A 26,838-nucleotide genomic window follows, 5' to 3' on the forward strand; every position below is an offset into this window, starting at 1 on the left:
CAGCCTCCTGCTCCTTGATCATCCCGATGATCTGCTCCTCGGTGAAACGGCTCTTCCTCATTCCTCTGCTCCTTCCTTGGGGCAGACTCTACATCAAAGCGAGGGAGCCAACCGGGGGCAGGTCAGGCGGGATTATGCGCGACGATTCCCGCGCCGTTGGAAACATGGCTTAGATGGTAGTCGGCTTCAAATGCGAGGCAGTCGTTGAGCTTGACCATCGCGCCCGGTTCGGCCCGCAGATAGCCGTTGAAGCCGGTGCCCCCCGGCGGAAATTGAATGCCATGCGTCCAGAGCATGTTGACCGACCCGTCGACGAACAGGCGGACCTTGTCGAGCCGTAGCAGGTCGATCCGTGCTTCCACGCCGCCATTGAACCCCAGGACATCGACATTGCGCGCCGGGGCCGTGGAGAATGGCTCGGCAGTCGACCCCTTCGCATAGGTAATCCCGCCACCGGCGCGAAGCTCGAGCGGGCCGTGCAGCGTCCAGGCGCGTTGCACCTCGAGCCTCGCCAGGCCGATGTCGCGGAAGTCGCGGTTGAAGTCGTTGCGTGGCGCATTGTACTCGCTGCGCACGACCCAGCTTCGTTCGTCGACCGAGAAGAACCCTTTCTTCTCGGCGCCGGCTGATTCCTGCGCCGCTGCGGGGGGCGACGCCGCCAGCGCAGCCAGTGCCGACGCGGCGGCCGTCCGGGCAAGGAGGGAAAAGCGGCCATTTGCCTGTGGCCGATGACGATCGATGATCCGATGCATAACACTTCTCCTGGACCCGGACAGTAGGCGGCCGGGTGCTCGGCAGGAGCACTAGGATCTGGCAGTAAGCACAACATTGCTTCGCCGTAACGGAGTGTACCCGCCGGCTCGGTGCTTACAAAAGCTTACAGAGGCACATTCCAGCGTTGCATTCGGGGGCAAGAAGAAGCGCTTTCTTCTTGCGGAGTCAGAGCACATGATCCTCGAAATCGTCATCGCCGGCGCGCGCCAGGCGGGCATGGCAGCGATGCTGCTAGCGTCGTCCGTTGCGAGTTCGCAGCCGGTGTCCGCTGCGCCGGTGCAGGTCTCCCGGCCCGCCCCGCGCGTGGTGGTCGTCGATCGGACCCGTCCCGGCTGGTGGCGTGGTCGGCCGGAATTCACCGTCTATGCCGGCCCGCGCCGAGGCTATTACTTCGCACCCGGCTATGGCTATTATCTGCCGCCGCGCGGGGTGTATGGACGCGTCTGGGTGGTGGGCGTGACCTTGCCGCCGCCGATGCGGCGCTATGTCGTCGTCGAGCCGCGCGCTTATGCGCTGCGGGTGCCGCCGGCGGGCTATCGCTGGTATTATGCGGGCGATCGCATCGTGCTTGCTGCGATCGCCACGGGCATCATCCTGGAGTCGGTGCCCGGCGGCTGGTAGCGGCGCGTTCAGCACGCCGCGCGGGGATAGTGCAGCACCACGCGGAGCCCGTGCGGCGTCGCCTGCTCGAACCGCACCGATGCCCGGTCGCGGCCGGCAAGCGCACGCACGATCGCGAGCCCCAGCCCGGCGCCGCCGGTCTCGCGGCTGCGCGAGGGGTCGAATCGCTGGAACGGCAGGCCCAGCCGCGACAGCGCCGCTGCCGGCACGCCGGGGCCGTCGTCCTCGACGGTGATCGCGACCGAAGCATCTCCCGCCGCCGCTGCCGTCACGACCACGCGGGTGCCGTGGCGCAGCCCGTTGACGATCAGATTGTCGAGCACCCGTCGCAGCGCCAGGGGGGTCGCGGCGATGGCCCGGTCGGCGGGCACCGGTGCCAGAGTCACGGCATCGCCGAGCTCGGCATGCGCGGCGACGATTTCGCCGAGCGCGGTCGCAAGTGGCACGGGCTCGGGCCGCGCCGGTGGTGCGCTGTCGCGATCGGCGAGGAACAGCGTATCGTCGATTAGCGCCGCCATCTCGTCGAGGTCGCGCACGGCGCGGTTCCGCTGCTCGCCATCGTCGATGAACTCGGCGCGCAGCCGCAGCCGCGTGAGATAGGTGCGCAGGTCATGCGCGATCGCGCCGAGCACCCGGGTGCGCTCGCCGACCAGCGCGCGAATCTGCGCTTTCATCTCGTTGAACGCGGCGGCGAGCGCGCGGATCTCCCGCGGCCCCCGCACCGGCAGGTCCGGCGCATCGAGATCGTCCGCGAATCGGCGAACGCCCCGCGACAGCTGCCCCAGCGGCCTCGTCGTCTGCCGTACCGCCAGCATCAGCGCACCGAGCAGCACCAGCGCCCCGGCCGCTCCCACTCTCGCCCGGCCCTGGATATAGGCGCGCAGATCGTCCGAGGGCTGGCTGGTGAGCAGCAGGATCTCGCCGTCGCGCAACCCGATCGCCACGCGGATCGGCGCCAGGAAGCGTGCCGGTCGCGCCACATCGCCGATCCATCGGCCGATCCGCGGCCGCCGCCCGTCGACGCTGACCGCGCGGCCGTTCGCGGCGGCGCGATAGCGTGCGGCGAGCCCCTCCAGCTCGTCCGACGACCGCCAGCGTGGCGGAAGCGCGGACGCAAGCGATAGCGAATAGAGACCGCCATCGAACGCGCCGACCAGCGCGCTCCGTTGCGCTGCCGGCGCGCGATCCAGCGCGTCGGCGATGGCGGCCGCTTCGGTGGGCTTCGGCAGACCATAGGAGCGGCCGGAATCGGACGATCGTGGCAACACCACCACCGCGATCACCAGCTGGACCAGCAGAAAGCCGATCAGCAGGATCGCCGCCAGCCGCAGCGAAAGGTTCGAGCCGATGCTCACAGCCGTTCCACCGCAAGGGTGAACTGATAGCCGCCGCCGCGCACCGTCTTGATGATGGTATCGCCGCCCGGCGCGCAGGCGAGCTTGCGGCGCAACCGGCTGAGCTGGACGTCGATTGCCCGGTCAAACGGTCCCGCGCTACGGCCGCGCGTCCAATCGAGCAGCTGGTCGCGGTTCAGCACCCGCTGCGGATGGGTGGCGAAACAATGCAGCAGGTCGAACTCGCCAGCGGTCAGTTCGATCTCACCGCCGTCCGGCGCCGCCACCGCCCGCGCGCCGACGTCGAGCGTCCATCCTCCGAAGCGATAGCGTTCGGTGGGGATCGGGGCGTGCACCCGGTGGCGCGGGCGGGTCCGGCGCAGGATCGCGCGCACGCGGGCGACCAGCTCGCGCGGGTTGAACGGCTTGGCGAGATAATCGTCCGCGCCGAGCTCGAGCCCCACGATCCGGTCGACATCGTCGCTTTTGGCGGTGACCATCAGCACGGGGATGTCCCCGGCCGCATGCAGGCGCCGGCAGAGCGAGAACCCGTCCTCGCCGGGCAGCATCACGTCGAGCACCGCGAGATCGACGCGGCGACGCTCGTTCAGCTGATCTAACTCGGCCGTCGTCCGGCATCCCACGGCTTCGAAGCCTTCGCGGTGGAGCAGGTCCACCACGAGCGCGCGGATTTCCCGGTCGTCCTCGACGACGGCGATGCAGCTGGTTTCCATGGCGTATCAATAGCGCCGCATGCGCTGCAGGTGAACGCGGCGAGGCGGCGGCGTTACACTCTGTTACCCTTCGTCACGCAGGGGTCGCAGGGGCATTACAGCCGCCCGCTAGACCCGATGCTAGCGGCGGCTTCCGTCGCCTGTGCAAGGAGTGACACGATGTACAAGCATGTTCTGGGCTTCGCCGCGCTCGCCGCGGGGCTGACGACCCTGGCCATCCCAGCCGAGGCGCAGGTGCGTCGCGGCCATGCCGTGGTCGGGAGGACCGCGTCGGGGCAGGGCTTTGCCCAGTGGCGATCGGCAACGCGCGCGCCTGGCGCGGCGACGGTCCGGCGTGGCCTGCAGTTGTCCGACGGACGCGGCTATCGGCACGAGCGGAGCCGCGACTATGGTCCGGGCCACGCTTCGGCGGATCGCAGCACCCAGTTCAACAATGGCCGTGGCGCCACCACGGCGCGCGACGCGAACTGGGGCGACGGCAGCTTCAGCGGCAGCCGCACGACCACGCTGAACAACGGCGACAGCTATCGCCGCACGACCAGCGCCACCGCCAATGGCGACGGCACAGCGAATTATTCCAGCAGCTTCACCGGCCCGCAGGGCGCGACCCGCACGGTGAGCGGCACCGTGCCCACCCGGCGCTGACTCTTTTCCCCCGCGGTCGCGTCTTCAGCCCCCTGGGCGCGGCCGCACCCACGCTTCGAGGCTTTCATCGCATGAAGACATCTCTGTTCCTTCCGATCGCCCTTCTGATGGCGAGCCCCGCACTGGCGCAGATGCAGCGCGATCCCGCTGCCGCGCTGGCCAATGCCGATGCCAATGGCGACGGCGTGACCACCCGCGAGGAGTTTCGCCAGTCGCGCGTCGCCCGGTTCGACAAGGCCGATCGCAACCATGACGGCGCGGTGAGCCATGACGATTTCAAGCGGCTGGCGCGGTTCCGGCCCGATGCCGTCGAGCGGCTGGACGCGCTGATTGCCGAGGCCGACGCCGATCACGACGGCCGGCTGACCCGCGACGAACTGGCACGGGCGCCGATGCCGATGTTCGATCGCGCCGACGCGGATCGGGACGGTAGGGTGACCCAGGCCGAACTCGCCGCGTTCAAGGCCAAGCTCGCCGCGCTGCGCGATCAGCGCTGATCGTCCCTTCCGCGGCGTTGGCGGTGATGGCATGATCGCGCGCGATCGTCATGCCCGAGCGCCGCCTTCTCCGCCTCGCCGCGATCTGGGTCCTCTGGCTTCTGGTGGCCCTGATCACCTCGGCGCAGACCTATGTCGCCGGCCTTGCCGCCGGAACGGCCCAGCCCTGGCATGTGGCGTTCGCCAACGGTGTCCTTTGGTATGCGCCCTGGGCGGTGCTGACGCCCGCGGTAGTGGCGGTGGCGCGCCGCTTCGCCGGCGAACGGCGCGTGCCGCTGCTCGCGGCGGTCCATCTGGCGGCAGGCACCTGCATCCCCGTCATGCACGCAGCGCTCTACACAATGTTGAACGCGGTGATCTACGGCAGGACGGCATGGGCCGCCTGGAGCACGGAGCTGCTGCTGCGCAAGCTGACGAGCGCTGTTCACGTGAACCTGATGATCTACGCGATTCTCGTCGGCATCGTGCTCGGCGCCCGTGCCTATCGGGCGCTGCGCGACCGCGAAGTCGCCGCGGCCCGCCTCCAGGCGCAGCTTGCCGAGGCGGAGACGGCGGCACTGCGCGCGCAGCTGCAGCCGCACTTCCTGTTCAACACGCTCAACGCCATCTCCGCCTTGGTGCCCGACGACCCGGTGACCGCGCAGCGGCTGATCGCGCGGCTCGGCGATCTGCTGCGGCTGTCGATCGACGCGCGACGCGCCGAGCAATCCCCACTCGCCGACGAGCTCGAATTCGTCGACGCCTATCTCGCCATCGAGGAGGCGCGGCTGGGCGACCGGCTCCGCGTCGTACGCCGTGTCGATCCGCAAGCGCTCGCGACCAACGTGCCGGCGCTGCTGCTCCAGCCGCTCGTCGAGAATGCGGTGCGCCACGGCATTGCGCCGATCGTCATGGGCGGCACGATCGACATCCGGGCCGCGTTGCTGGGCGATAGCGTCCAGATCGTCGTGGCGGACGATGGGGCCGGGGCGGGCGCGGTGGTGGAAGGGATCGGGCTGGGCAATGCGCGTCGGCGCCTCCGCCGGTTGTACGGCGAGCGGCAGTCGCTCGAGATCGAGAGCGCACCGGGAAACGGGTTCCGCGTGATGCTGGTGGTGCCGCGATGATCCGGACCCTGATCGTCGACGACGAACCGCTCGCGCGCCGCGCCATTCGCGCGCCGCTGGACTTGCAACCCGATGTCGAGGTGATCGGCGAGGCGGGGCATGGCGCCGCCGCAATCGCGGCGATCGAGGCTCTGCGCCCCGACCTGATCTTTCTCGACGTGCAGATGCCCGAGATGACCGGGTTCGACGTGATCGAAACGATCGGTGTCGATGCGATGCCGCTGATCGTGTTCGTGACGGCATTCGACGCCTACGCCCTCCGCGCCTTCGAGGCGGAGGCGTTCGACTATCTTCTCAAGCCCTTCGACGATCTTCGCTTTGGCCGGGTCCTCGATCGCGTCCGGCGGCAGCTTGCCGCCAAGGACGCGCATGGCGATCGGCTGCGATCGATGCTGCGGACGCTTGGCGAGGCGCCGAAGCTGGTGGTCCGCTCCCATGGCAGCGTCCGGCTGGTCCGGCTCGACGAGATCGACTGGATCGCCGCGGCCGGGGACTATGCAGAGGTGCATTGCAACGGGCGAGCGCTGCTCCTCGGCGAGTCGATGGCGGCGCTGGAGCGCAGTCTTCCGCAGGAGGCGTTCGCGCGCATCCACCGCTCGGCGATCGTGCGCCTGGACCGCGTGGCCGAGATACGTTCCGGGGCCCATGGCGACGGCGTGTTGCGGCTCGCCTGCGGTACGGAGCTGCGCTTCAGTCGACGCTACCGGCAGGCGATCGACGCCTATTTGGGGCGCTGATCCCGCCTGCCGAGGCGGCCGTCCCGCTCGCCGATGATGTGTTGCTTCCACCTATCGTTCCGGGCCGGATGTCGGTGCACCGGAACGGGAGGGTGAACATGGGGTGGGCAAAAGCGCCGTCTGCGCGGTTTCGATTTCTGACGGCGGCGCTCGCGCTGGCCGCGCTGTTCTCGACGGGACCGTCGGGGGCGCAACCCGCCGCGCGGGCGATGATCAAGCTACGAACCGAAGGCAGCCCGGCCCCGCGCGCGACAATCGCCGACATGGCGTGGATCGAGGGACATTGGATCGGCGAGATGCCGGACGGCCCGGTGGAGCATGTGGTGCTCAGCCCCCGCTTCGGCCACCTCCCCGGCTTCGTACGGGCGCTCGGCGACCGAAGCCCGGTGTTCTACGAGATCAGTGTATTCGCCGAGGCGGGCGATTCGCTGACGGTGCGGGTCAAGCACTTCACGCCCGAGCTTGCCGGCTGGGAAGCGCAGTCGGGCTATGTAGACCGCCCGCTGGTTGATCGCGATGCGACCAACTTCTACTTCGACGGGATCACCTTCTCGAGAACCGGGCCGGACAGCTTCACGGTCTATTTCCTCAATCGTTCGGAGGGCCAGGAACGCGAGACGCTGGTGATTCCCTTCCGGCGCAAATCCGCGTCCGCGGGCACGGAGCCTGGCGTACCGGCGGGCGCCGTGCAACAGCAGGGCCGGCTGGTCAACGAACAGCTGCAGTCGGCGAGCTTCGCCAGCAGCAGGATCGGCATCTCTCCGATCCGAAACGTCACCGTCTATCTGCCGCCCGGCTATGCGCAGGTCGATCGCCGCTTTCCCGTCCTCTATTACCTCCAGCACTTCTTCGAGGACCATCGCGAGCCCTTCGCCAGCCATGGCGCGAAGCAACTGCTCGACGCCGCGATCCGGGCGCATGTGACCGGCGATGTGATCATCGTCGCCGCTGACTTCTCCACGCCCGCAGGCAGCTCCTGGTACGTGAACTCGCCGGTGACGGGAAATTGGGAAGACTTCCTGGTGCGCGAGTTGGTGCCGCATGTCGACGCCACCTACCGCACCCTTGCCAGCCGCGATGCGCGCGGCGTGGTTGGGGACGGGGTCGGCGGCTATGGCGCGATCCGCTTGGGGATGCGCCATCCCGAGCTGTTCGGGGCAGTATATGGCATGCATCCGGTCGGGACGGGGCCCAGTATCCAGCCATCGCACAGTCGCCCCGATTTTGATCTGCTGGCACGCGCCCGATCGCTCGAAGACCTGGGCGACGACGGGTACTCGCGCATTTTCACATCGATCTACCAAGCCTTTTCGCCGAACCCTGGCCGGCCGCCGCTTTATTTCGATCCCCCGGCGAGACGGGTGGTCGGTCGGCTCGCCGTGCACAGCGCGGTCACTGCGCGATTTCATCAAGGCTTTTCGCTCACCGAGCTGCTGCCAGCCTATGCCGACAATCTGAAGTCGCTGCGGGGCTTCAAGTTCGACTGGGGGCGGCAGGACATGCTTGCCGATCACGTCTATGGCGCCCAAGCACTCTCGCATCGCCTAGCGGAGTTCGGCGTACCGCATGAAGCCGAGGAACATGGCGGCGGCTTTCGCGACCGGCATTGGGGCGAACAAGGGCGGTTCTACACCGACGTGCTGCCCTTCTTTGCGCACCACCTGCTGTTCGGCCCGCCCAGCACGGTGCAGGATCGGGCAACTGCGGCGCACGGCCGACTGCGCGAGGCACTGATCGCGAATGATCCCGGCATGCTCGCCGCGCCATATCGCGCCGATGCGAGGAGCATGCTCGACTATCAGCCGGCGCTGTACGGGAGGGCGCAGATCACCGCCTATCACCGCGCCATGGGGAAACGGCGTCGCGTGACCGGCTATGTGCCCGTGGCCACCGAAATCCTCGATCTTGGGACAGCCCTTGTCGAAACGGGCATGTTCACGATCACCTGGTCGCTGGCGACCGGCGCCACCGAGGAAGAGCGGGGCAAATATGTTCATGTGTGGGGCGTGGAGCCGGATGGCAGCCTGCGGCTCGAATCGGATGTCCGGGGGTATTTCCGCCGATTGCCGGACCCGGCCGCATTCTTCGTCGATCTGCCACAGGGCCATACATCGGCCGACCACCCATCCGCCGCCGATTTAGCGCTTGAACGGACGCTGCACGCCAGGAACGCGCGCAACGCCGTCGCAGTGCGGACCCACGACGCGGAAACCCAGATCGCGGACTATTCCGAGGATGCCGTGGTCATGCCGTTCGCGGACACCAACAAGACCGGCATCGCTGAGATCCGGCCCTATCTCCTAGCCTACACGGAGGCTGGCCGCGGCGCGACCTTCGGCTCGGTGCGCGTCTGGAATGTCGGCTTCGAAGATTTCGGTGCCTACGTGATCGAGTACCCGAAATTTCAGGTAAACTGGCGATCTTCAACCGCTTCCGGCGTCGTGAAAGGGGGTGGCCTGCGCCTCTGGCGCCGCCGCGCCGACGGGTCGCTTGCGCTATTTCGGCAGATCGGCACCCATGACTATCGATGAGTCACATCCGTCAGGCTTGCCTTCGCGCCAGCGACGTCGGAACGGATCCCGGGAGTGCCAGGTCAGGCAATCGGCGCAGGTTGGCGCAGATCGGAAGCGGCATTGCGGATCAGATCGATCACCGCGCGCGAGGCGGGCGCCATCTGCCGCTGTTGGGGGTAGCAAAGATAATAGCCGGGGAAGGGGACGGACCATTCCTGCAACAGGGGAACGAGCGCGCCTCGGGCAAAGGCGTCGACGACCGATTCTTCCTTGAGGAAGCTGATCCCGACGCCGGCCAACGCCGCCTGCATCATCACCGCGCGGCTGCTGGTGATCAGCGGCCCGTTCACGGCCACCGAGAACCAGCGGCCCTGCTCGAAGAACTCCCAGGCATAGGGTCCCGGTTGCCCGGGCCAGCGCCAGCGGATGCAGCGATGGTCGAGCAGATCCTTGGGCGTCTTCGGAGCGCCGTGCTCGGCGATATAGGCAGGCGCGGCCACGGCGAGCTGACGGATATCCCCGCCCAGCCGGAGCGCGACCATGTCCCGCTCGATCACCTCCCCGATGCGGATGCCGGCATCATAGCCGCTGCCGACGATGTCCAGAACTGTGTCGTCGATCGTGAGATCGAGCGTGATGTCGGGGAAGTCGCGGGCGAGCTGCGGCAGGATCGGCACCACGAAACTGTCCGCCGCAGCATGGAAGCAGTGGAGGCGAACGGTGCCCTTTGGCCGCCGGGCGGCATCGCGCGCCCTTGCGAGCGCCCCGGTCAAGCCATCGATCGCCGGGTTGATCTCGGCGAGCAGCGTCTCCCCAGCCTCGGTCAGCGAAACGCTGCGGGTGGTTCGGTGCAGCAGCCGGATGCCGAGCCGCTCCTCGAGGCCGCGGATCAGCTGGCTCAGCGCCGAGGACGACACCCCCAGCTGCTCCGCCGCCCGGCTGAAGCTGCGCTGCTCGGCCACGGCGGCAAAGGCGCGCAGGGCACCGAACTCACTGGGATGGATCATGCGTCGCATCTCAGCATTGTGAAGCTGATCTTACAAGCCCGGGTAGCAAGCGCCCGATTATCCGACCCGGCTGAAAGGCTATGTCTGGCGGCGAAGGAGAACAGCTATGAAGACCTGGTTCATCACCGGCATTTCCCGCGGCCTTGGCAAGGCCCTTGCCCAAGCGGCGCTTTCGCGCGGCGACACCGTCGTCGGGACCGTCCGTGAAGGCGTGCCCGACCTCGTGGCGGGGAAGGGTGCGCTGCATGTCTTGACCGTCGACCTAACGGACAAGGCTGCGATCGCGCCGGCCGTGCGCGACGCATTCGAACGGACGGGCCGCATCGACGTGCTGGTCAACAATGCCGGGTACGGACTGTTGGGGGCACTGGAGGAGGCGACCGACGCGGAGTTCGAGCGGCTGTTCGCGGTCAATGTCTTCGCACCGTTCGCCATCATCCGCGCCGCGCTCCCGGCGCTGCGCCGGCAGGGCAGCGGCCATATCCTCAACATCACGTCGATCGCAGGCCGCGCGCCGGCGGGATCGTCCGGCCTCTATTCCGCAACCAAGTCGGCGCTCGAAGGGCTGACGCAGAGCCTGGCACAGGAAATCGCCCCCTTCGGCCTCAAGGCCACCGCCATCGGCCGCTGGGAGCGGGTATCGTTGTGGCGAGTAAGTGGAAGTTGCAAGGTGCGCGGTTCTCGACGCCGGACCATGCGCCGGTGGGTGCGCGCTTGCACGTCCGCTTACTCCGCTTGCGCAGCTCCCCAACCGCCACCAATCGCCTGGATCAGCGAGATCGTCGCCACCTGCCGGTTCGTCCCCGCCTGCACCTCGGCCTGGCGCGCGGAGAGGGCGGCGGTCTGGGCGGTGACGACGGCAGTATAGTCGGTCTGGCCGGCGAGATACTGGTTTATCGCGATTGCCTGCGCCTGGACCGCCGCAGTGGCGGCTGCGCCGCGCTCGTCGGCGACGGTGGCCAGCACCCGCACGGCTGCGAGGGCGTCCTCGGTCTGCTGAAACGCGGCCAGCACCGCCTGGCGATAGGCGGCCGCCGCCTGGTCATACGCGGCAAGCGCCTCCCGGACACGTGCCGAGCGCGCACCGCCATCGAAGATCGTCTGGGCCGCGCTCGTGCCCAAGGACCACAGGCTGGCGGGGGCGGAGAACAGGCTGCCTAGCGCACCCCCGCTGGTCTGGGCGGACCCGGAGAGCGACAGGGTGGGGAAGAACGCCGCCCGCTGGACGCCGATCGCGGCGTTCGCCGCCGCGACGCGTCGTTCGGCGGCGGCAACGTCCGGGCGGCGCTGGACGATCGCGCCGGGCAGCACCGCGGGTACTTGCGGCACGGTGCGGTCCCATGCTGCCGGCGCGATCGAGAAGCGCGAGGGGTTGGCGCCGACCAGCACGGCGATGGCATGCTCGTAGATCGCCCGCTGCCGTGCGAGATCTGCCTGTTGCGCCCGGGCATTGCGGAGCTGGGTTTCGGCCTGGAAGACATCCGCCTGCGAGACGATGCCCTCGCGGAAGCGGTTCCGGGTGATCGTCAGCGATCGTTCGTAGGCCGCGCTGGTTTCCGCCAGCAAGGCCGCCTGGGCGTCGATCCCGCGCAGCTGGAAATAGTCGCTGGCCAGCTCGCCCTGCGCGGCCAGCGTCGCGTTGCGCAGGTCGCCCGCGCTCGCCTGCGCCGCCGCGCCGGCCTGCCGGGTGGCGTTGCCCACCCGGCCCCAAAGGTCCGGCTGCCAGGTCGCGCCGAGCGCCAGCGACGAGGTGGTGCCGCGACTGAGTGTCGCGGTGCCGCCCGATCCGCCCGGCACGATGCCGGTCGTTCCGCCGTCGAAGCTTTCGCTGCGGCTGGCGCTGCCATTGAGGTCCAGGCTGGGGAACAGGCCGGCCCGGCTTTCCCGCACCGCTGCCTGCGCCTGGCGATAGGCGGCGGCATAGGCGGCGACGTTCTGGTTGGAGATCGCGACCCGGGCCTCCAGCGCGTCGAGATCGCGATCGCCGAACAGTTTCCACCATTCGCCCTTCGCCACGTCGTCGGCCGGCGCGGCGCTGGTCCAGCCTGGCGCTTCCTTGAAGGTCGCGGGCAGCGCCATTGCCGGGCGCTGATACTCGGGCGCGAGCGAGCAGCCGGCCAATCCGGTCAGCGCGAGTAGCGGGAGGAGGGAGGCGCGGTTCATGCGGGCGAGGTTTCCTGTGGCGGCACGGTGCGCGCCGGGCGGGGGCGCTCGCGCCGGGCGAACCGGTCGAGCACGACATAGATGACGGGCGTGGTGAGCAGCGTCAGCACCTGGCTGACCATCAGCCCACCGAAGATCGCTGCGCCGAGCGGCCGGCGCAGCTCCGCGCCGGCGCCGAAGCCGATCGCCAGCGGCACCGCGCCCAGCGCGGCGGCAAGCGTGGTCATCAGGATCGGGCGGAAGCGCAGCAGCGATGCCTCGCGGATCGCCTCGATCGCGCTCAGCCCGCGCGTCCGCTCTGCCTCGAGGGCGAAGTCGATGATCAGGATCGCGTTCTTCTTGACGATGCCGATCAGCAGGAGGATGCCGATTGCGCCGATCAGGTCGAACTGAAGGCCGAACAGCATCAGCGTGGCGATCGCGCCCAGCCCGGCGGAGGGGAGGGTGGAGAGCACCGTCAGCGGGTGAACCCAGCTTTCGTAGAGCACGCCCAGCACGATATAGATCGCGACGAGGGCGAGCCCGATCAGCAGCGGGATCGACGCCATCGAGCGCTGGAACAGCTGGGCGGTGCCGGCAAAACCGCCATGGACATCGCCGTCCTTCGCGCGGATCCTGCCCATTGCCTGCTCGACCATGCGCGATGCCTGGCCGAGCGAGACGCCGGGCGCGAGGTTGAACGCGATGGTGGCGGAAGGCACGCCCCCCTGGTGATTGACCTGCGCCGGGGCCGAGGCATCGCTCCAGCGCGCAAAGGCACCGAGCGGGATCATCGTTGCCGCCTTGGTGTTGACGGGTGCGCCGCCGGCGGCGTCGCGATTGGCGCTCGGCCCCTGCTGGCCGCTGCCCGTAAGCGGGCCGGTGGGAACATGGATGTGCGACAATCCGTCCGGGGAGTCCGCGATGCCGGGCGCCACGCCCATCACGACATGATATTGGTTGAGCCCGCTATAGATGATCGACACCTGACGCTGGCCGAAGGCGTCGTACAGGGTCTGGTCGACCGCAGCCGGGGTAATGCCCAGCCGCGCGGCGGTATCGCGCAGGACCTCGACATAGGCGCTCGCGGCGCCCGCGCTCATGTCGTTGTCGACATCGGTGACGAGGTCGGGCCGGGCGCGCAGCATCGCGGCGAGCTGGTCGGCGGCTGCCCGGAGCCGGGAAGCATCGGGGGCGGTCAGCGTGTATTGATAGGTCGCGTTGGACTGTCGGCCGCCGGTGCGCAGATCCTGAACGGGATTGAGGAAGGTCGTGGTCCCGGTGAACCTGTCGAGCGCGGGGCGCAGCCGTTCCACCACGTCGCGGGCCGAGGCCCGGCGCTCGCTTTGGGGCTTGAGCGTCAGGAAGAGGAAGCCGCCGCCGATGCGCTGGCCGCCGGTGAACGCCACGACGTTCGCAACCGCCGGATCCGCCTTGATCGTCGCGGCGATGCCGCGCAGCCGCGCGTCGAGCGCGCCGAACCCCATCGCCTGATCCGCGCGGACGGCGCCGAGGATCGAGCCGGTATCCTCATCGGGGAACAGGCCCTTGGGAACGCCCGCCATCAATGCGACCTGAAGGACCAGCGCGGCGACCAGCATCAGGATGGTGGCGGCGCGATGGGCGAGCGCCCAGTCGAGCAGGCGGGCATAGCCCTGCTGCACCGCGCCGAACAGGCGATCGAAGCGGCTCTCGCGCGGTCGCCGCACCGGGCGCCCGCGCAGGAGCAGCGCGCTCAGCATCGGCGTGGTGGTGAGCGACAGCACCAGGCTGATCAGCACCGCGATCGTCATCGTCTGGGCGAATTCGTTGAACAGGCGCCCGGCCAGCCCGCCCATGAAGAGCAGGGGGATGAACACCGCGACGAGGCTCAGCGAGATCGACAGCACCGTGAAGCCGACCTCGCCTGCGCCGCGCAGGGCGGCTTCGAACGGCTTCATCCCGTCCTCGACATGGCGCTGGATATTCTCCAGCACCACGATCGCATCGTCGACGACGAAGCCGGTCGCAACCGTCAGCGCCATCAGCGACAGATTGTTGAGGCTGAACCCCGCCAGGTACATCACCGCCAGCGTGCCCGCGAGCGACACGATCGTCGCCACCGCCGGCACCACCGTCGCCCGCCAGGATTGCAGGAAGATCCCGACCACCGCGACCACCAGCAGCACCGCGATCACCAGCGTCAGCTCCACTTCGTGCAGCGACGAGCGGATGGTGATCGAGAGGTCGGCCGCGGGGTCGAGCCGGATGTCGGCGGGGATCGAGGCGCGCAGCGCGGGCAATTGCGCATTCACCAGGTCGATGGTGCGGACGATGTTGGCGCCCGGCTGGCGGCTGATCAGGATGTCGAGCGCGCGGCTGCCGTTGAAATAACCGGCGGTGCGGACGTCTTCCGGGCCGGTGCGCACCTTGGCGACGTCGGACAGGCGCACGGCTGCGCCGCCCCGCCAGGCGACGATCAGCCCGGTATAATCCTCTGCCCGCAGCGTCGGCGTGGCGGTGGTGAGCAGCCACGATGTCCTGCTGTCCTCGATCACCCCCTTGGGGCGATTGGCCGCGCTCGACTGAATGGCGGTGCGCACGTCCTCGAGCGGAATGCCGTAGCGGTTGAGCGCATCGGGATCGAGATCGACGCGCACCGCGGGCAGCGAGGCACCGGCCAGCTGCACGTCGCCGACCCCCGGCACCTGAAGCAGCCGCTGCTGTACGGTTGCCGCCACCGCATCATAGACCTGTGCCGGCGAGCGCGTGCTGGAGGTGAGCGACAGGATGAGGATCGGTGCGGCGGCGGGGTTGATCTTGCGATAGCCGGGGTTGGTCCGCAGGGTCGCGGGCAGGTCGCCGCGTGCGGCGTTGATCGCCGCCTGCACGTCGCGTGCGGCGCTGTCGGCATTGCGCGACAAGTCGAATTGCAGCGTAATCTGGGTGATGCCGACGTTCGATCGCGAGGTGAGCTCGGTAAGACCGGCGATCGACTGGAAGCGCTTTTCCAGCGGTGCCGCGACGCTCGATCCCATGGTTTGCGGGCTGGCGCCAGGCAAGGTGGCGGTGACGTTGATCGTAGGCAGGTCGATGTCGGGCAGCGGTGCGACCGGCAGGCGGAAGAACGCGACGATTCCGGCAAGCAGGATGCCGAGCGTGAGCAGCATCGTCCCCACCGGCCGGCGGATGAAGGGCGCGGCGATATTCATGCGGTGGGCACCGCCGCCGGCTCGCCACCGGGCCCTGCGCTCCAGCGCCTGCGCAGCCGCTCGAAGCCGAGGAAGATCACCGGCGTGGTGAACAGGGTCAGCGCCTGGCTGACGATCAGGCCGCCGGCGATCGCGATGCCGAGCGGCTGGCGCAGCTCAGTGCCGATGCCCTGGCCGAAGATCATCGGCAGCGCAGCCATCAGCGCGGCGAAGGTGGTCATGATGATCGGGCGGAAGCGCAGCCGCGCCGCCTCGCGGATCGCGCTTTCCGCATCCTTGCCTTCGGTCCGTTCGGCGTCGAGCGCGAAGTCGATCATCATGATCGCGTTCTTCTTGACGATGCCGATCAGCAGCACGATGCCGATGATCCCGATCACCCCCAGGTCATTGCCCGTCACCAGCAGCGCGAGCAGCGCCCCCACGCCCGCCGACGGCAGCGTCGAGAGGATCGTGACGGGGTGGATGTAGCTCTCATAGAGCACCCCCAGCACGATATAGACGACGATGATCGCGGCGAGGATCAGCCAGCCCTCATTGGCCAGGCTGGCGCGGAAGGCGTCGGTCGAGCCGATGAACGTCGTGTCGATCGTCGCGGGCATCCCGATCCGCCTTTCGACGCGCTGGATCTCGGCGACGGCGTGGCCGAGCGACTGGCCGGGCGCGAGGTCGAAGCCGATCGTCATGGAGGGGAACTGGCCGATCCGATTGACCGCAAGTCGTGCGGGATGGGCTTCGAACCGCGCAACGGTGGACAGCGGCACCTGCGTGCCCCCGCTGGTCGGCAGGTAGACGCGGCCGAGATCGGCGGGCGCGGTGACGGCGCCGGGCGCGCTTTCCAGGACCACGCGATACTGGTTGGACTGGGTGAAGATCGTCGAGACGATCCGCTGGCCGAACGCGTTGTAGAGCGCGGCATCGACCGCCGCCGCGCTGACGCCCAGCCGCGCGGCGGAATCGCGGTTGACGGCGACGGTGATGCCATTGCCCTGCGCCTGCACGTCCGAGGCGACACTGGCGAGCGCGCGGTCGCTGCGCAGCGCGGCAACGAGGCGTGCGGACCATTGGTCGAGCGCCGCCTGATCGCCGCCCTGCAGGGCGAAGCGATACGCAGTGGGCCCAGTTTCCGTGTCGATGGTCAGATCCTCGACGGGCCGTACATGGAAGGTCAGCCCCTGCAGCGCCGCCGCGCGCCGCTTCAGGTCGCCGACCACCTGGTTCAGCCGGGCGCGATCGCCCTTGTTCTTTAGGTTGATCAGCATCCGGCCCTGGTTGGGCCCGGCATTCTGGGGATCGACGCCGATGGCGGCACTGATGCTCGCCACCGCAGGATCAGTGAGCAGCGCGCCGGCGAGTCGCTGCTGCATCGCCGCCATCGCCTCGAACGACGCGGCCTGATCGGCGACGAACACGGCCTGAAGCTGGCCGTTGTCCTGCTGGGGAAACAGTCCCTTGGGGATCGCGACGAACAGCAGCGCGGTGAGGCCGAGACTGGCGGCGAACACGACCAGCGTCAGCGTCTGCCGTACCAGCACCCAGTCGAGGGCCCTGGCATAGCCATTGGCGAGCCGGTCGAACTGGCGCAGCGTCCAAGTGGAGACATGCGAGCGGCGTTCGCCTTCGTCGCGCAGCCAGCGCGCCGAGAGCATCGGCGTCAGCGTGAGCGCCACCACCGCCGAGATCAGGATGGTGATCGCGAGCGTGACGGCGAATTCTCGGAACAGTCGCCCCACCACGTCTCCCATGAAGAGCAGCGGGATCAGCACGGCGATCAGCGAGAGGGTGAGCGAAACGATGGTGAAGCCGATCTCGGCCGATCCGCGCAGCGCAGCCGCCATCGGCCCGGCGCCGTCCTCGCGGTGGCGCTGGATGTTCTCGATCACCACGATCGCGTCGTCGATCACGAAGCCGCTGGCGATGGTGAGCGCCATCAGCGTCAGGTTGTTGAGGCTGAACCCCAGCAGCTGCATCGCGGCGAAGGTGCCGATGATCGAGAGCGGCACGGAGGCACTGGCGACCAGGGTGGCGCGGAGGTCGCCCAGGAAGAAGAAGATCGCCAGCATCACCAGCAGCACGGCGAGGACCAGCTCGACCTGCACGTCGTGGACCGAGGCGCGGATGCCGGTCGTCCGGTCGGCGAGCAGGTGCGCATGCACGTCCGCCGGCAGCGCCTGTTGCAGCGCGGGCAGGGCTCTCTTGATTGCGTCGGTGGTGGCGACCACGTTCGCCCCCGGCTGGCGGCGCACGTCCAGGACGATCGCGGGCTTGCCGTTCATGAAGCCGGCAACTCGCGCATTCTCCTGTGCCTGCACCACCTTGGCGACATCGCCAATGCGAACCGCCGCGCCGTTTTCATGCTGGATGATCTGGTCGCGATAGCTTTCCACGGTCTGCAACTGATCGTTGGAATCGATGATCCAGGAGCGCGCGTCGCCGTCGAAGCTGCCCTTGGCTGCGTTGACGCTGGCATTGGTGATCGCGGTGCGCAGCTGGTCGAGCGACATGCCGCGCGCGGCGAGCGCGGCCATGTCGGCCTGGATCCGCAGCGCGGGTCGCTGTCCTGCCCCTAATGTAACCTGGCCGACGCCGGACATCTGCGCGATCTTGGTGGCGACGCGCTGGTCGACCAGGTCCTGCACCTCGGGAATCGGCCGCACGGTCGACGTGAAGGCGAGCGTGAGCACCGGCGCGTCGGCCGGATTGACCTTGGCATAGCTGGGCGGGGCCGGCAGATCGTTGGGCAGCAGCGCATTGGCGGCGTTGATCGCTGCCTGCACTTCCTGTTCTGCCACGTCGAGTGTCTGGTCGAGCCGGAATTGCAGCGTGATGACCGAGCTGCCGACCGAGGAAACCGACTTCATCCGCGCCAGCCCCGCCATCTGGCCGAACTGGCGCTCCAGCGGCGCGGTGACGGTGGCCCCCATCACGTCCGGCCCGGCGCCGGGATAGCTGGTGGTGACCTGGATCGTCGGATAATCGACCTCCGGCAGCGCCGAGAGCGGCAGCGCGCGATAGCCGATCAGCCCGGCGAGCAGGATCGCGATCATCAGCAGCGTCGTCGCCACCGGGCGCTCGATGAAAAGCCGCGACGGATTGGCTCGGCCTTGATCGGCCATGGCGTTGCTCATTTGCGCGCGGCGTCCAGATCCGCCAGCGGCGCGACCTTCATGCCGTCGTCCAGCGCATCGGCGCCGGTGCTGACGACCGTCTCTCCGGCAGTGATGCCCGACAGGATGGCGACCTGGTTCCCGAGCGAAGGGCCGGTCTTCACGCGCTGCAGATGCACCACCTTGTCGCTGCCGACCACGAACAGGAAGTCGCCCTGGTCGCCGTGCCGGAGCGCGCTGACCGGCACGGTAACGGCATCGGCGATGGTGCCCGTCCGCACCGAGACGTTGACGAACTGATTGGGAAACAGCTTGGCGCTCGCATTGGCGAAGCGCGCCTTTGCCGTGACCGTGCCGGTGGCGGGATCGGCCTGGTTGTCGATCGCGAGCAGCGATCCTTCGGCCAGCGCCTGCGACGATGCCTGGTCGAGCGCGCGCACCGGCGCGCCTTGCGCGCGCATCAGCAGGCCGATCTGTGCCTGCGGCACCGCGAACGACACGTCGATCGGATCCTCGACCGTCACCACGAATACGCCATTGCTGTCGCTGGGGCTCACATAGGTGCCGATATCCGCCTTGCGCAGGCCGACACGCCCGGCGACCGGCGCGACCAGATCGGTGTAGCGCAGGTTCAGCCGCGCATTGTCCACCGCCGCGCGATCGGCGGTGACGGTGCCCTCGAGCTGGCGGACGCTGGCCTGCTGGCTGTCGACTTGCTGTCTTGCGATCGAATTTTGGGCGAGCAGCCGCTGATAGCGGGCGAGATCGAGCCGAGCGTTGGCAAGCTGTGCCATGTCGCGCGCCAGATTGCCCTGCGCCTGCGCAATCGCGATCCGATAGGGGCGCGGATCGATCTGCGCGAGGCGCTGTCCCTTGGCGACCATCTGGCCTTCCTTGACGTCGATCGCGAAGATCGTGCCCGAAAGCTGCGCCCGCACCGTGGCGGAGACCACCGGCTGCACCGTGCCGATCGCCGAGAGGGTCTGTGGCACGTCCTGCCGGGCCGCGCGGGCAACGCCGACCCGCGGCGGTGCGCCCGCCACCTGCTCCGACTTGGGGACGCGCACGAGCATCACCGCGCCGACGATGAGAAGGATCGTGACGGCGCATGCGATCAGAATGATGCGCCGGGACGTGCGGCGCGTGCGAGGCTGGTCGGTCATTAGCTGGGCGGTTTCCGGACTGGATCGAGCAGGATCAGGGGCGGGGAGGCTGCGCGGCGTCCACGGGGATCGTTTCGCCGCGCGGCGTGGCGGGGAAGGGACGTGGCACCGCGACGCCCTGTGGCGAGAGGCGAAACGCGAAGGGATAGCGCGTGCCGTTCCATTCGATCTGCATCCGGATCTCTGCCGGTAGCGGCATCTTCTTGTCGAAGGGGACCACCACGGCCCCGCCAAAGCTGTTGCCCGGGTCCACCGTCGTCGTCTCGAGCACGCTGCCGTCGATCCGGTCGAGCGTATAGTCCAGCTTGCGGTCGATGCCGTGGATCACGATCGCGCCGGCTGCCACCGCGGCGGTGGCGCCGATGATCCCCGGCGTATCGTCTTCCCATCGGATGGTGCGGCCATAGGCGCCATGCGGCGTGTAGACGCGCTGCTGATAGCTGTAGCTGTTCGACATGGTCGATGCCGCGCCCGCCACCACGCCGGTGATCAACGCCGCGGCGATCTTGCGGTCGCGCGCCTGGTCGCGCGCCTGCGCCATCAACTGATCATGCGTCGGCAGATAGGTGGGGACGCCATTGATGCTGACGTCGACATTCTCGATGCCGAAATTGCCAGGCCATCGGCTCTTGTTGAACACGGCGATCCCAAGCGTGATCTGGCCCTTCTCGATCGACAGCGGCCGGACCTCGACCGCGCCTTCGGGCAGTTCCAGATTGACGGTTACCCGCCCTCGATCATAGCGGGCGGTCTCCGCGCCGATCTTCACCGGATACAGCGCGAGCGGCGTCGCCGCGATCGCAGTGCCGGTCACCGCCAGAGCCGAGGCCGAGGCTACCAATTTGCTGAAAACCATGGATGGTCCTTTTGTATCGAAGGGGGTGGGCGCCGCGCCTCCGGAGTTCGCGGCGCCCCGCCGGGCCGGTTCGGGGTGGGGGGCAAGCCGGCCAGGCGTAGGAGATCACCAGCCGCCGGCCACCGATTGCACGATCACGCCGGTGGACGTGGCGGCGAGCACCATACCGGGCCCTGCATAATACCAGGCATAGCCGGCGGGGGCGGGTGCCAGGCCATATGTCGCCGGCGCAACCACCACATAGGCGCGCATCGGCACCGGCAGGACGACGCCCGCAACGAAGGGCCGCTGCCAATAGCCGCGCGGTATCGCGTAATAGCCATAGCCGGGCGCGAAATAATATCCTCGGCGCGGGCCGACATAGCCGACAAAGGCAGGCTGGCCGCGCCACCAGCCGGGCCTGCTGCGATCGACCACCACCACGTGCGTGCGGGCGGGACCCCGATCGACGATGATCGCGCGACCGGATGGCGGGCCTTGGCGATGGATCTGTGCATTGGCACCCGTTGGGAACAGGACTGCCGCACCGCAGCCGGCGAGCAGCGCCAGTGCCAGGCGTGTCGCATAAAACCGCTTCATGACAGGGCTCCTTCTTTCTTCCTGCCCCGGTTCTACCGTGCCATTGCAAGGCACCTTCGTGGGGTTTGTCAGCGATTGTGTCATGCGCCGGTACCGTGCTGGTCGCCGGCCGCCCCGGAAGGCCAGGTCCAGCCCGCTTCGCCGTATCGGCGCTTCAGCTGCTGGAGGATCGACCTGTCGAGCCTGGCGACGGCACGGCCCAGCCCTTCGCGCAGGCCCAGCGTCCCGCTGGCTGCCAGCGGGATCAGACGTACCGACCCGGCTGTCGCCAGCCCGATGCCGACCGGCAAGACCAGTCCGGGACGGGGCTGGGTCCAGGCGTGACCGTCGAAGGCGAGCTGTGGTTGGCTATCCCCGTTCACTGTAAATCGCACTTTTGCCGACAATGTCGCGCAGCCCGCGCCAAAGCCGATGGCCAGGCGCTTGACGAAACTGCCCCGGTCGGTCGCGTGGACCGATACGCTCAGAAGCGCAGGGGCGACGTTCGACGGCGCGCGATCATGATCGACCACGCGGAGCCCTGCCTTGCGCAGGCGCTGGGCAAGGTCCCGTCCGATCTGCGCGGCAGCCCAGCGTCCCGCCGCATCGGCCTTGGCGTCGCCGGTCGGCGCGTACACGGCATCGACCGTGATCGCGGCGGGCGCGGCAGGGATCGTCGCGGCGCGCTGGACATTGCTCACCCGGCTGGTCGCGCACCCTGCGAGCATGCCGGCAACGGCCAGAGAGGCGCATGCGCGCAGGCAAGCGCTGGGATGGGTCTTCATGGGAGCGACCTTTGCCACTCCCACGCCGCATCCATATGCGCGGATTGTAAGCTTATGTAACGGCCGTGGCGTCCGCGTCCGGCAGGGTGAGAATGGCGCGCAAGCCGCCTTCCTGGCGGTTCTCCAACCGCAGGGTTCCGCCGAAGCGATGCGCGAGCGCTTGCACGATCGAAAGCCCCAATCCGACGCCCCCGGTGTGCCGCGCGCGCGAGGATTCGAGCCGCATGAAAGGCTCCACCAATTCCGGCAGTCGGTCGTCGGGCACGCCGGGGCCGTCGTCCTCGACGCTGAGGAAGATCGTCCCGCCCGCGCGCGCAACCGCGATGGTGACGGCGGTGCCGCCATAGCGGTCCGCATTGTCGAGCAGGTTGGCGAGCATCCGCCGCAGGGCCAGCGGCGTGACCTTCGCCCGCCAGCCGACGCAATCTCCGACCAGCCGGATCTGCTCGCCCATCTCCCGGCGCGTGTGCAGGACCTCGGCCAATTGCGCATGCAGGTCGATCACCGCGCCTTGTCCGCCCCATTCGGGGCCCGGCCGGGCAAAGGTCAGCGCATCGTCGATCAGGTTGCGCATCTCGAGCAGGTCGCGCTCGGCTAGTGCGCGCTGCTCCTCGTCGTCGATGAAGTCGCTGCGCAGTTCCAGCCTGGTCAGGTACGTGCGGAAATCATGCGCGACCGCGGCGATGATGCGCGTGCGCTCATCGAGCAGCGCGTGGAGGCGCATCCGCATCTGGAGAAACGCCCCGCCCAATTCCTTCATTTCGCGCGGACCGTGCGTCACCAGCCCGTCGGGATCGTCCTGCCGCACTGCCCTTGCCAGCCGCTCGACGGGGCCGGTGGTAAGCGCCGCGAGCCAGAAGATCACCAGAATGTCGAGCACCAGCACCGCGACGCCAACGATCGTCAGTCGCTTGAGAAATCGACTGACCGGCGTGGGGATGGCCCTCTGGATCTCCACTGCGCTGCCATTGGGCAACGCGACGATCACGCGGAACGGGCTGTTCGAGAATAGCGGCTGTTCCGCCAGGCTCCCCAGGATGTCATGGCCATTCGCCTCGATACGGAACGGTCGTCCACCCAGCGCCTGGCGATAGCGTGCGGCCGCGTCGGATCGGGCCGTGTCCGCATCGGCGCGGACGAACGGCGCGCGGTCCTCCAGCAGTCGCACATTCTGCCGGTCGTCCTGAAACGCGCGGACGAGATCGGGGTAGGTCTCCGGCGGCGCCCGCTCGAACGCAGTGACGATCGCGGCGACTCGATCGGGAACCGGCATCATGTACAGCCGGTCGTGGTCCTTCGGCCCCAGCCGTACGAACGCGACCAGCATGCCGGTAAGGAGCAGCGCGTGGAGCAGGATGATTGCGCCGATCCGCTGGCGCAGCGTCGTGCGCCCCAGCCAGCTCAGCATCGCGTCACCGACGGCGCGAACAGATAGCCGTCGCCGCGCACCGTGCGGATCAGCGCCGGCTCGCGCGGATCGTCGCCCAGCTTGCGCCGCAACCGGCCGATCTGAACATCGATCACGCGATCCGTCGGGGCCGCCAGGCCGCCGCGCGTCCAATCGATCAGGAACTCGCGGGACAAAATGCGCTGGGCGTTCTGCACGAGCGCGTTGAGCAAGTCGAACTCGCCCGTCGTCAGCGTTACGGGATTGCCGGCAGGGTCCAGCAGGTCGCGCGGCGCGACGCGCAGCAGCCAGCCGTTGAACTGGAAATTCTCCCCGATGCCGCCCGCCGGGATCGCCGCAATGTCGCGCGTGCGCCGGATGATCGAGCGTACCCGCGCAAGCAGCTCGCGCGAGTTGAACGGCTTGGCGAGATAATCGTCTGCGCCGAGTTCGAGCCCGACGATGCGGTCGATCGGGTCGTCTTTCGCCGTGACGATCAGAATGGGAAGCCGCGGCCAGTGTGCCCGCAGCGTCCTGCAGATGTCGAGGCCGTCCTCGCCGGGCAGCATTAGATCGAGGATCAGGCAGTCGATCCGCTCGAGATTGCCCATCGCGAGCAAGGTCGCCGATCCGGCATGCGCCGACACGTCATATCGCTCGCGCTGCAACAGCTTGGCGACCAGATCGCGTATGCCTGGATCGTCTTCGATGATCGCTACGGTGCCGGCGCTCTCGGACATGCTTTTCCAGTTGTTTCGGGAGAATGTACGGCAAGCCGGGTCGCTTTTGAACGGGAGAATGGAACGCCCGGCGCGGCAGCCTCGCCAGCCTCGTCCTTGCAGCCGCGCCGGCGCTACGCTCAGCCGCCCCGGCCGTATTTGGCGCGCGCAGCCTGCAGTTCGGCAATCGTTACCTTCCCATCGCCGTCGGCGTCGATCATCTTGAAGCCGCGTTCGCGCCGCCCAGCGGCTTTCCATTCGTCCAGGCTCAATGCGCCGTCGTGGTTGAGATCCATCTCGGCGAACTTTGCCTTGGCCTGGTCCGGCGAAGCCGCCGTCTGGGCGCTCGCCGTGCCGGTGACGAGGGCCATCATGAGGGCGGTAAGGAGTGTCGCCATAAGGGCGATAAGGACGTACAGGTGTCGCATCGACTTGCTCCGAAAATGCAATCGAGCCAGATCATCCGGCCTTGGTCCTCCGTAGCAGGGCGGCGTATCGGGCGTTCGCGTGCGTTATGTTCCATTGTGACAAATTGTGAAATCTCGTCCTCTTGAATGCTGGTTTCGGCGCGCCGCTCGCGCCAGCTGCTTTCGGGCAGTCCTGCATGGGTCTGTTGCAGCTTCGGAAACGCGGCAATGAACCGACGCTGTTTCGCGCGACGAGCGTGCGCATCCGGCCTTGCAGCCGACTGTTCCATGGCGGCGGAAGGTGGCGCGGAAGGTTCACGCCTCTCGGAGGCGTAGCGCTGCAAGCGACGACGAGCAGCCGGCGCAGCCGATCGCTCCACGCAGGATCGAGAGTCCTCCGAACCTCACTCAAATCGCGACCGCCATCTGCGGCCTCGCCCGCAACCGCCCAACGTCGCGGACGGGCGGGGCGCCGAAGAGGCGACGATATTCGCGGCTGAACTGCGAGGGGCTGTCATAGCCGACGCGGAAGCCCGCCTCTGCCGCGTCGAGCCGATCGGCCAGCATCAGCGCTCGCGCTTCCTGCAACCGCAGCTGCTTCTGATATTGCAGCGGCGTCATCGCGGTGGCGCGGCGGAAATGGTCGTGGAAGCTCGACAGGCTCATGCCGGCAAGGGCGGCGAGGTGGGGCCCGCTGAACGGCTCGCGGAAATGCGCCTTGAGCCAGGCAATGGCCTGGGCGATCTGTCCGGTGCGGCTTTCACTGCTGGCGATGGCGCGCAGGGCGCCGCCGCCCGGTCCGGTCATCAGCCGCACCAGCAATTCCCGCTCGACCAGCGGCGCGAGCAGCGGCGCGTTCGCCGGATCGCCGAGCAGCGCCGTCAGCCGCGTCGCAGCGTCGATCAGTTCCGGCGTCATCGGGTGGAGCGTCATTGCGGCGCCATCCTCCGCGCCCGCCAGGGGCGGCAGGGTCAGCGCGATCTCCGAGAGCAGGGCGGGGTCGAGATAGAGGCAGAAGCAGAGATAGGGCGCATCCGCGCTCGCCTGCGTCACCGCGCCCGTGATCGGCAGGTCGAGCGAGGCGACGAGATAGCGGGCGGGGCCATAGTCGATCACCGCGTCGCCGAGCAGCACGCGCTTGCCCCCTTGCGCGATGATGCACAGCGCCGGGCGTTGGACCATATGCACCGGCTCGCCGCTCCGGCTCGAGCGGACCAGCGCAAGGCGCGCGATGGACGTGTCGAGGATGCCGTCGCGCTCGGCATATCGGGCAATCTGCTCCGCCAGTTCCCAATGCGCCATCACCGCTTCTCTTGCTCGCCTTTAGGTTCGAATCGGCAACCTATAGGGCTGATGGCAAACGATCCAGTTCGGGGCTGCAGATCTGGAAGATCGTGCAATCATTTCGCACGACCGTTCTACCGCCAGCCGACCAGATCGCGGCATCCACGAATCATCGGATCGAGGGTTCGGTCCGTCTGAACCGGAGCGACTATCATGGGTATCGAGAACAAGGTCATCGCGATCACGGGCGCCAGCAGCGGCATCGGCGAAGGCACGGCGCGGCTGCTGGCGGCGCGCGGCGCGAAGCTGATGCTGGGCGCGCGCCGCACCGATCGGCTCGCCGCGCTGGCCGAGGAACTGAACGCGGCGGGCGGCACGGTTGCCTTCCGGTCGCTCGACGTCACCGACCGCGCCGATTTCGAGGCGTTCATCGCCGCGACCGAAGCTGAGTTTGGCCGGGTCGATGTGCTGGTCAACAATGCGGGCCTGATGCCGCTGTCGCGCTTCGACAGCCTGAAGGTGGACGAATGGGACTGGATGATCGACGTCAACATTCGCGGCGTCCTCCACGGCATCGCCGCCGCGCTCCCGCGCTTCAAGGGGCAGGGCGGCGGCCAGTTCGTCAACATCTCCTCGATCGGTGGCTATGCCGTGTGGCCGACCTGCGGCGTCTACAGCGCGACCAAATATGCGGTGCGCGCCATCTCCGAGGCGCTGCGGACGGAGCATGACGACATTCGCGTGACCATCATCGCGCCGGGCGTGGTGGAATCGGAGCTGGCCCATACGATCACCGATCAGGTCGCGGCGCAGGCGATGGTCGATTTCCGTGCGATCGCGCTCACCCCCGACGCGATCGCCCGCGCCATCGCCTATGCGGTGGAGCAGCCGGCGGACGTGGACGTCAACACCCTGATCGTCCGGCCGGTTCGCTCGACGATCTGACGGGAATCGGGCATGCGCTCAAAGGTCGGGTACAGATGTGCCCGACCTGCCGAGCAGACCAATTTGCTTGAAACGTCGGCTATCGCGGCTTGATGCCGAAGGCTTCCAGGCCGCACCCGGTCTACGTTCGTCCATCCTCGAGTATACGTCGCGGCAGCGGGTGACAACTTCGTCCCACAAGCGTCATTCGCAATTGTGCTTCTGAACCGCGCCGGGTTTGTCGGAGGCCCCAACTCCTGAGAGGAAGGGCCTATGACGAGCAAGACGACGAACAAGTTCTCGCCTGAGGTTCGCACGCGCGCGGTGCGGATGGTGCTGGAACACGAGAA

The 26,838-nt window shown here is 68.2% G+C and carries 22 protein-coding genes and 1 pseudogene; 8 read left to right on the forward strand and 15 right to left on the reverse strand.

Going from position 1 to position 26,838, the window contains the following annotated elements; translation table 11 throughout:
- Positions 1 to 122: 122 nt before the first annotated feature.
- Positions 123 to 752, reverse strand: coding sequence for a hypothetical protein (locus CA234_RS21950; RefSeq protein WP_126002751.1), 630 nt, complete (start codon positions 750 to 752; stop codon positions 123 to 125).
- A 196-nt stretch (positions 753 to 948) separates the two neighbouring features.
- Between CA234_RS21950 and CA234_RS21955 the strand changes: the two genes are divergently transcribed.
- Positions 949 to 1,395 carry an RcnB family protein gene (locus CA234_RS21955; RefSeq protein ID WP_126002752.1) on the forward strand — a complete coding sequence of 149 codons (447 nt, stop codon included), beginning with the start codon at positions 949 to 951 and terminating at the stop codon, positions 1,393 to 1,395.
- An 8-nt stretch (positions 1,396 to 1,403) separates the two neighbouring features.
- Here CA234_RS21955 and CA234_RS21960 read toward each other — a convergent pair whose 3' ends face one another.
- Together CA234_RS21960 and CA234_RS21965 are read right to left on the reverse strand one after the other, a co-directional pair.
- A complete protein-coding gene (locus CA234_RS21960; protein ID WP_126002753.1) occupies positions 1,404 to 2,750 on the reverse strand; it encodes an ATP-binding protein in 1,347 nt (448 codons plus the stop codon).
- Complete coding sequence (locus CA234_RS21965; protein WP_125977009.1) at positions 2,747 to 3,463, reverse strand: response regulator; 717 nt, start codon at positions 3,461 to 3,463, stop codon at positions 2,747 to 2,749. The genes CA234_RS21960 and CA234_RS21965 overlap by 4 nt, the downstream gene beginning before the upstream one ends.
- Before the next feature lie 159 nt (positions 3,464 to 3,622).
- Here CA234_RS21965 and CA234_RS21970 point away from each other — a divergent pair, with 159 nt between their 5' ends.
- The 5 genes from CA234_RS21970 (at position 3,623) to CA234_RS21990 (ending at position 8,979) form a co-directional block, all read left to right on the forward strand.
- Complete coding sequence (locus CA234_RS21970) at positions 3,623 to 4,108, forward strand: hypothetical protein (protein WP_125977008.1); 486 nt, start codon at positions 3,623 to 3,625, stop codon at positions 4,106 to 4,108.
- A gap of 71 nt (positions 4,109 to 4,179) precedes the next feature.
- A complete protein-coding gene (locus CA234_RS21975; RefSeq protein ID WP_125977007.1) occupies positions 4,180 to 4,605 on the forward strand; it encodes an EF-hand domain-containing protein in 426 nt (141 codons plus the stop codon).
- Between the two features lie 50 nt (positions 4,606 to 4,655).
- Entirely contained in the window at positions 4,656 to 5,711 is a 1,056-nt protein-coding gene (locus tag CA234_RS21980; protein WP_125977006.1) for a histidine kinase, read from the forward strand.
- Positions 5,708 to 6,448 carry a response regulator gene (locus CA234_RS21985; RefSeq protein ID WP_126002754.1) on the forward strand — a complete coding sequence of 247 codons (741 nt, stop codon included), beginning with the start codon at positions 5,708 to 5,710 and terminating at the stop codon, positions 6,446 to 6,448. The genes CA234_RS21980 and CA234_RS21985 overlap by 4 nt, the downstream gene beginning before the upstream one ends.
- A gap of 263 nt (positions 6,449 to 6,711) precedes the next feature.
- A complete protein-coding gene (locus CA234_RS21990; protein ID WP_277600224.1) occupies positions 6,712 to 8,979 on the forward strand; it encodes a DUF6265 family protein in 2,268 nt (755 codons plus the stop codon).
- A gap of 62 nt (positions 8,980 to 9,041) precedes the next feature.
- Here CA234_RS21990 and CA234_RS21995 read toward each other — a convergent pair whose 3' ends face one another.
- Positions 9,042 to 9,968 carry a LysR family transcriptional regulator gene (locus tag CA234_RS21995; protein WP_206431279.1) on the reverse strand — a complete coding sequence of 309 codons (927 nt, stop codon included), beginning with the start codon at positions 9,966 to 9,968 and terminating at the stop codon, positions 9,042 to 9,044.
- A gap of 106 nt (positions 9,969 to 10,074) precedes the next feature.
- On the opposite strand from CA234_RS21995, the gene CA234_RS22000 reads away from it, so the two are divergent.
- Positions 10,075 to 10,836: an SDR family NAD(P)-dependent oxidoreductase gene (locus CA234_RS22000; protein ID WP_241213637.1), complete on the forward strand. Its 762-nt coding sequence runs from the start codon at positions 10,075 to 10,077 to the stop codon at positions 10,834 to 10,836.
- On the opposite strand, the pseudogene CA234_RS22005 reads toward CA234_RS22000, so the two are convergent.
- The 11 genes and pseudogenes from CA234_RS22005 to CA234_RS22055 all read right to left on the reverse strand — a co-directional run.
- Positions 10,779 to 12,131 (reverse strand): annotated as a pseudogene (locus CA234_RS22005) (efflux transporter outer membrane subunit); the annotation flags it as partial. The gene CA234_RS22000 and the pseudogene CA234_RS22005 sit on opposite strands and share 58 nt — an antisense overlap.
- Positions 12,128 to 15,301, reverse strand: a complete 3,174-nt coding sequence (locus CA234_RS22010; RefSeq protein WP_126002755.1) for an efflux RND transporter permease subunit — start codon at positions 15,299 to 15,301, stop codon at positions 12,128 to 12,130. The pseudogene CA234_RS22005 and the gene CA234_RS22010, both read right to left, overlap by 4 nt.
- Positions 15,298 to 18,426 (reverse strand): efflux RND transporter permease subunit, encoded by a 3,129-nt coding sequence (locus tag CA234_RS22015; protein WP_126002756.1) that lies wholly within the window; start codon positions 18,424 to 18,426, stop codon positions 15,298 to 15,300. The genes CA234_RS22010 and CA234_RS22015 overlap by 4 nt, the downstream gene beginning before the upstream one ends.
- Positions 18,423 to 19,568 (reverse strand): efflux RND transporter periplasmic adaptor subunit, encoded by a 1,146-nt coding sequence (locus CA234_RS22020; protein ID WP_125976999.1) that lies wholly within the window; start codon positions 19,566 to 19,568, stop codon positions 18,423 to 18,425. The genes CA234_RS22015 and CA234_RS22020 overlap by 4 nt, the downstream gene beginning before the upstream one ends.
- A gap of 34 nt (positions 19,569 to 19,602) precedes the next feature.
- Positions 19,603 to 20,424 carry a hypothetical protein gene (locus CA234_RS22025; RefSeq protein WP_125976998.1) on the reverse strand — a complete coding sequence of 274 codons (822 nt, stop codon included), beginning with the start codon at positions 20,422 to 20,424 and terminating at the stop codon, positions 19,603 to 19,605.
- Between the two features lie 105 nt (positions 20,425 to 20,529).
- Positions 20,530 to 21,003, reverse strand: coding sequence for an RcnB family protein (locus CA234_RS22030; protein WP_164521910.1), 474 nt, complete (start codon positions 21,001 to 21,003; stop codon positions 20,530 to 20,532).
- Positions 21,004 to 21,083: 80 nt separating this feature from the next.
- Entirely contained in the window at positions 21,084 to 21,710 is a 627-nt protein-coding gene (locus CA234_RS22035) for a DUF4410 domain-containing protein (RefSeq protein ID WP_164521911.1), read from the reverse strand.
- A 109-nt stretch (positions 21,711 to 21,819) separates the two neighbouring features.
- The gene (locus CA234_RS22040; protein WP_125976995.1) at positions 21,820 to 23,175 is read right to left on the reverse strand and encodes an ATP-binding protein; all 1,356 of its coding nucleotides are present in this window, start codon (positions 23,173 to 23,175) and stop codon (positions 21,820 to 21,822) included.
- Positions 23,169 to 23,894 carry a response regulator transcription factor gene (locus CA234_RS22045; RefSeq protein ID WP_125976994.1) on the reverse strand — a complete coding sequence of 242 codons (726 nt, stop codon included), beginning with the start codon at positions 23,892 to 23,894 and terminating at the stop codon, positions 23,169 to 23,171. Before CA234_RS22045 ends, CA234_RS22040 begins: the two co-directional genes overlap by 7 nt.
- 119 nt (positions 23,895 to 24,013) lie before the next feature.
- Complete coding sequence (locus CA234_RS22050; protein ID WP_125976993.1) at positions 24,014 to 24,301, reverse strand: EF-hand domain-containing protein; 288 nt, start codon at positions 24,299 to 24,301, stop codon at positions 24,014 to 24,016.
- A 387-nt stretch (positions 24,302 to 24,688) separates the two neighbouring features.
- Positions 24,689 to 25,582 carry an AraC family transcriptional regulator gene (locus tag CA234_RS22055; protein ID WP_126002757.1) on the reverse strand — a complete coding sequence of 298 codons (894 nt, stop codon included), beginning with the start codon at positions 25,580 to 25,582 and terminating at the stop codon, positions 24,689 to 24,691.
- Between the two features lie 195 nt (positions 25,583 to 25,777).
- Here CA234_RS22055 and CA234_RS22060 point away from each other — a divergent pair, with 195 nt between their 5' ends.
- Positions 25,778 to 26,509, forward strand: coding sequence for an SDR family oxidoreductase (locus CA234_RS22060; protein WP_126002758.1), 732 nt, complete (start codon positions 25,778 to 25,780; stop codon positions 26,507 to 26,509).
- Positions 26,510 to 26,838: the final 329 nt, after the last annotated feature.

Source organism: Sphingomonas sp. ABOLE, from assembly GCF_003950455.1.
Lineage (GTDB): Bacteria > Pseudomonadota > Alphaproteobacteria > Sphingomonadales > Sphingomonadaceae > Sphingomonas > Sphingomonas trueperi.